3 protein-coding genes are annotated in these 6,230 nt (G+C 59.0%); all 3 read right to left on the bottom strand.

Annotation, left to right across the window (positions count from 1 at the left end; genetic code table 11):
• Positions 1-154: 154 nt before the first annotated feature.
• Complete coding sequence (locus tag AACR77_RS23030) at positions 155-1,147, bottom strand: DUF4238 domain-containing protein (RefSeq protein ID WP_081999342.1); 993 nt, start codon at positions 1,145-1,147, stop codon at positions 155-157.
• A gap of 43 nt (positions 1,148-1,190) precedes the next feature.
• Positions 1,191-3,518, bottom strand: a complete 2,328-nt coding sequence (locus AACR77_RS23025) for a YgiQ family radical SAM protein (RefSeq protein ID WP_042879043.1) — start codon at positions 3,516-3,518, stop codon at positions 1,191-1,193.
• Positions 3,519-3,714: 196 nt separating this feature from the next.
• A partial coding sequence (locus tag AACR77_RS23020; protein WP_042879041.1) for an efflux RND transporter permease subunit occupies positions 3,715-6,230 on the bottom strand: 2,516 nt, incomplete at its 5' end.

The raw sequence follows: 6,230 nt of genomic DNA, 5'->3' as shown, positions 1-6,230 counted from the left end.
CGGTTTGAGGCCGGTGTCAGGTGATAACTAGATCTGTACAGCTTGGCCTATGCCTTTATGGTCTTGCTTGCAGCTCCCCTTCCACAACTTCAGCTCGAACCTACTGGCTTGTAATTACCATTGCTGCTCTCAAAAGCGGATATCCCATATGCTTTTATCTTAATTTTTTAACGAAGGAAAACTTATAGTTAATAACAGGCCGATTTGATTTTAGAAAAGGTAAACCATTTAATTCAACGAGCGTTGTTTCTTCTTGAGGCTTAAGTTTCTTAAATTTACTCTGCAATTCCATAACATGTCTTGGAGGGACTTTGGAGTTGAAATATATGTTTTTATGAGAATTCAAATATTGGATAGCATTAATGTGGTATATATCATCAACATTTGTTAGTTTGTGAAAATTATACTTCCTCAATCCGATTTTATACCGCTTCCCGTTATAAAATACCAGCAATAAATCAGGTGTTAATGGTAACATTAATCTAAAAAAGCAATCTGTACTACCATCATGCATGTAAATCAGGGGGTTATCACTACAAATAAACGGAAGTGGAGAGGTGTTTTTAATTATTTTAAAATTCAGATCTAGAATCTCTTGGATGATCTCATTTGCAGTTCCAAATAATATAGTGTGAGGGTTATCCATTGAAACAGTGATACTTTCATAAAACTCTAAAATTTCACTTTCTGTGCATTCTCCATTGGCGACCTCTAATAACTTAGGCAGTAATTCAGATTTTGACTTCTCTTTGAGAACAGAAAAGCTCTTTGTTAAAATGTCGTTTGTAACATCTAATGCTTTTTCTGTCCTTACATACTGATAAACTGAAAAAATTGTTAGATATATGTGAGCTAGACTATATCTTTCAACATTAGGCTCATTTATGTTTTTTAATGTCCTGATGACTCTACCAAAATTTCCTTCAAGCTCCCCAAGTTTATTTTCAATGCTTAGTTCCTTTCCGTAAAAAAATTTTTTTGCACATTGAGGTTTGTATGGTATGGAACGTGTTATTTCACCATTTGAAACACGCATGAAATTAATATCCATCAAATTTTCGTCCGTAAACTGCTTCAAAAGCACTCTTGGTACAAAATGTTGAATGGCACGCCCGCTTTTTTGAGACTTCTTGGCATCACTTGTCATTAATTATCACTCTGATGGAACGTTGTTATTATTCGGCTACATTTTACGGTCGTTTGGCCGCAGGCTTGCCGCCTTGAGTAGCGGGTTTGGCACCCGGCTTGGCAGAACCAGCGCGGGTCGGGGTTTTGCCCTTATGGGCGGGTTTGCCGGCCGGTTTGCTCTTGCCTGCATTCTTGCCTTCGCCTTGTGCGGCCGGTTTGCCATTAGCCGCCCCTTTCTGCAGCTGGGAACCCACCGGCTTGCCACCGGTCGGCTTGTTGCCTGCGCCATTGCCGCGCTGGTGACTGATGTTGCTGTGACGGGTCAGGGCCGGTTTCAGCCCCTTGCCGCTGGCGGCGCGCTCGTTGCGACCTTCCGCTGGCACCAGACAGCCGGGGCCGTTACCGATCAGGTGGCCCTTGCCCATCTCCAGCAGGGCTTCGCGGATCATCGGCCAGCCGGCCGGATCGTGATAGCGCAGCAGCGCCTTGTGCAGGCGGCGACGACGCTCCCCTTTCACCACGAACACGTCCCCGCCCTGGCGGCTCACCTTGTTGAGCGGGTTTTTCTCGGTGTAATACATGGTGGTGGCGTTGGCGAGCGGCGACGGGTAGAAGTTCTGCACCTGATCGAGCTTGAAGCGGTTTGCTTTAATCCAGAGCGCCATGTTCACCATGTCTTCATCCGTGGTGCCCGGGTGGGCGGAGATGAAATAGGGGATCAGGTACTGCTGCTTGCCCGCCTCTTTGGAGTACTTGTCGAACAGCTCCTTGAAGCTGTAGTAGCTGCCCATGCCCGGCTTCATCATCTTGGAGAGCGGGCCCTCCTCGGTGTGTTCCGGCGCGATCTTGAGGTAGCCGCCAACGTGGTACTTGGCCAGCTCCTTGATGTAGCGCGGATCTTCCACCGCGATGTCGTAACGCACCCCGGAGGCGATCAGGATCTTCTTGATGCCCTTGAGGTCGCGCGCCTTGCGATAGAGGTTGATGGTCGGGCTGTGGTCTGTGTCCATGTGCGGGCAGATGGTCGGCCAGACGCAGGAGGCACGGCGACAGGTCTGCTCGGCCTTGGGGCTCTTGCAGCGCAACTTGTACATGTTGGCGGTAGGGCCGCCCAGATCCGAGATGACGCCGGTAAAGCCCGGCACCTTGTCGCGGATCTCTTCGATTTCTTTAAGAATCGACTCTTCCGAGCGGCTCTGGATGATACGCCCCTCGTGCTCGGTGATGGAGCAGAAGGAGCAGCCGCCAAAGCAGCCGCGCATGATGTTGACCGAGGTCTTGATCATGTCGTAGGCCGGGATCTTCTCGTTGCCATAGGCCGGGTGCGGCACCCGCTGGTAAGGCAGGCCAAACACCCCGTCCATCTCGTCGGTCTCGAGCGGGAAGGCAGGCGGGTTGACCCAGATGATGCGATCGCCGTGGGCCTGGGAGAGCGCGCGGGCGCAGCCCGGGTTGGTCTCGTGGTGCAGGATGCGCGACGCATGGGCGTAGAGCACCTTGTCCTCCTTCACCCGCTCAAACGCCGGCAGCTTGACATAGGTCTTCTCCCACGGCTTTTGCTTAGGGGGCTGCACCAGGATGGGCTTGGCCTCCTGCTCCACCGGCGCGGTGCCCTCATCATCAGAGCAGGGGGCCCCTTCCATATAGGGGTTGGGGATGGGATCGATGCGGCCAATCTGGTCGAGCTTGCTCGAATCCACCCCGCGCCAGCCCGGCAGTGGCTCCTTGCGGATCACGGCGGTGCCGCGAATGTCCTGCATGGTCTCGATGGTCTCGCCGCCTGCGATGCGGTGAGCCACTTCAACCAGGGGGCGCTCGGCGTTGCCGTAGATGAGGATGTCGGCCTTGGCGTCGATGAGGATGGAGCGACGGATGGTCTCGGACCAGTAGTCGTAGTGGGCGATACGGCGCAGGGATGCCTCGATGCCGCCGATGACCACCGGCACCTCTTTATAGGCCTCTTTGCAGCGCTGGGTGTAGACCAGGGTGGCGCGATCCGGCCGCTTGCCGCCCACATCCCCCGGGGTGTAGGCATCGTCGTGACGCAGCTTCTTGTCGGCGGTGTAGCGGTTGATCATGGAGTCCATGTTGCCCGCCGTCACCCCGTAGAAGAGGTTGGGCTTGCCCAGGCGCATGAAGTCATCTTTCGATGACCAGTCCGGCTGGGCGATGATGCCGACCCGAAAACCCTGGGATTCGAGCATGCGGCCGATCACCGCCATGCCGAAGCTCGGGTGATCCACGTAGGCGTCGCCTGTCACCAGCACGATGTCGCAGCTGTCCCAGCCGAGCTTGTCCATCTCCGCGCGGGACATGGGCAAGAAGGGCGCCGTGCCGTAGCACTCGGCCCAGTAACGGGGATAGGAGAAGAGGTTGGTAACCGGCTGCATTTTGACCACCTGGAACAATTCGGGTCGCGCATTATACCGGCAGAGCAAGGCGGGGGCGACGGCTTTTTGCCCCTACAGAACGCGAGGGGAAGGGGCGCCTTCGAGCGGGCGCGACAGGTCGGCGTGACAGACTCAGATCTCATCAACAAGTAGGGCGCCCATTGGCGCCCTGCTTGCTGTCATCCGGGTCGGCACGCTAGGCCGCCGGTTTGTCCCGCCCCTCGGGGGCCACCGCCCCCGGCACCGGGGAGGGACTGGCCGGGGTTGCCGTGGCCAGTACCTCGTCCACCAGTCGGTCCCGCGCCCCCGTCATCCCCGCGCGTCTGGCGATCAGGTGATAGATGGCGGGCACCACCAGCAGGGTCACCAGGGTCGCGAGCGACAACCCGAAGAAGACCACGGTCCCCACGGCCATCCGGCTCTCGTACCCCGCCCCCATGGAGAGCATCAGGGGCACGGCGCCGATGATGGCGGTGAGCGAGGTCATCAAGATGGGGCGCAGGCGGCGCACCGACCCCTTGATGATCGCCTCCTCGAACCCTTCACCCCGCTGACGCAGCTGGTTGATGAACTCCACGATGAGGATGCCGTTCTTGGTCACCATGCCGATGAGCATGATCATGCCTATCTGGCTGTAGATGCTGAGCTCCTGCCCCGTGAGCCAGAGGCCGAGCAGGCCGCCGAAGATGCCGAGCGGCACCGTCATCATCACCACCGCCGGGGTCAGCAGGCTCTCGAACTGGGCCACCAGCACCAGATAGACCACCAGCAGGGCCAGGCCGAACACCAATGCCATCTCCCCCTGATTGTCGCGATAGTCCTTGGACTCGCCAGCGTAATCCACCGACATGCCGGTGGGCAGGTGATCTGCGGCCCAGCCATCCAGGAAGTCGAGCGCCTCCCCCAGGGTGTGGCCGGGGGCCACGTCCGCGGTGAGGGTGACCGCCTTCTGGCGCTGGTAGTGGTTGAGGCGCTGGGGACTCGCCACCTGGGTGACGGTCGCCAGGGTGGAGAGGCTCACCATCTCGCCGCTCGCGGCCTTCAAATAGATGCGGCTGATGTCGGAGATGCCGTTGAACTGGGTCTGGTTGGCGCGCAGGTAGACATCATACTCTTCGCCCCTGTCCACATAGGTGGTCTGGCTGACGCCGCCGAGCAGGGCCTGCAGGGAGCTTGCGATGGTGGAGACCGGAATGCCGAGCTGGGTGGCTCGTTCCCGCTCTATGGTCACCTGCAGCTCCGGGGTCTTCTCGGCATAGTCGAGATCCGGGCTCTGCATCAGCCCGCTCCGGGCCGCCGCCTCCTTGAGCGCCAGCCCCTGCTGGTTGAGCTCGCCGTAATCGGAGCCTTGCAGCACGAACTGCACCGCCGCGGTGGAGCCGCCTCTGAACCCCGGCTGGAAGGTGCGGATCATCACGTCGGGGATGCCGGCGAGGCGACCGCTCAGGGAGCGGCCAAACTCGGTGGCCGTTTCGTCCCGCACCGCCCAGTCGCTGAGCTGGATGATGGCCATGCCGGTCTGATCGCCGCCGCGCCCGAAGGCCGGGGTGCTGAAGCTCATGGCCTGCACCACCCCCTTGCCGAGCAGCGGCAGGATGGCGGCCTCCACCTGCTGCATGTTGCGCTTCATCCGCTCGATGCTGGTGCCCTCCGCCCCTTTCACGAACACATAGAGCACGCCCCTGTCCTCGGTCGGGGTGAGGCTCGCGGGCAGCTTGCCAAAGAGGGCGCCAATGCCGCCGAGGCAGAGCAGCAACACCAGGGGCATCCAGACGGCGCGGCGCAGCACGGCCCCCAGCACGCGGCGATAACGCTCCTCCACCCAGCCAAGTCCCTTGTCCAGGGTGGCGGTCAGGGCGTTGGGCTTGTCCACGGCACGCATCAGCCAGGAGCCCATGGCCGGGGTCAGGGTGAGCGCCACCAGGGAGGAGAAGAGCACGGCCAGGGAGAGCAGGATGGCGAACTCGGTGAAGAGGCGCCCCACCATGCCGTCCATGAAGGCGATGGGGACGAACACCATCACCAGCACGGCGGTGGTGGCGATGACGGCAAAGCCCACCTCCCGGGTGCCGTGCCAGGCAGCCATCAAGGGGGACTCGCCCCGTTGCAGGTGGTGGTGGATGTTCTCCACCACCACGATGGCGTCATCCACCACCAGGCCGATGGCGAGGATGAGGGCCAGCAAGGTGATGAGATTGATGGAAAAGCCCAGATACCAGGCACCGATGAAGGCCGAAATCAGGGAGACGGGCACCGTGATGGCGGGGATGAGCGTGGTGCGCCCCTGCCCGAGGAACAGATAGAGCACGGCGACTACCAGCAGGGCGCAGATAGCGAGTGTCTCGTATACCTCGTCGATGGCCTGCTTGATGAAAATGGTGGAGTCGTAGTCGACCTCAAGGGTGGCCCCCTCCGGCAGGAAGCGCTGCATCTCCATGAGCTTCTTCTCGATGCCCTGGGCCACCGCCAGGGGGTTGGCGGTGGACTGGGCGACGATGCCAATCCCCAGGCTCTCGCGGCCGTTGCGCTGATAGGCGCTGTCTTCGTTCTTGGCCCCCACCTCCACATCCGCAATGTCCGCCAGATAGATGCTCTGACCATTGGTGGCGGTTTTCACCGGCAGGGTGCGAAAATCTTCCGCACTGTGATAGAGCCGTGCGATCTGCACCGCCATGGTCATGGTGTTGTTGCGGATCTCGCCGCCCGACTGTG

Origin of the sequence: Aeromonas sp. ZOR0002 (genome assembly GCF_963866995.1) — a bacterium.
Lineage (GTDB): Bacteria > Pseudomonadota > Gammaproteobacteria > Enterobacterales > Aeromonadaceae > Aeromonas > Aeromonas caviae.
This window is presented reverse-complemented; position numbering and strand designations above follow the sequence as displayed.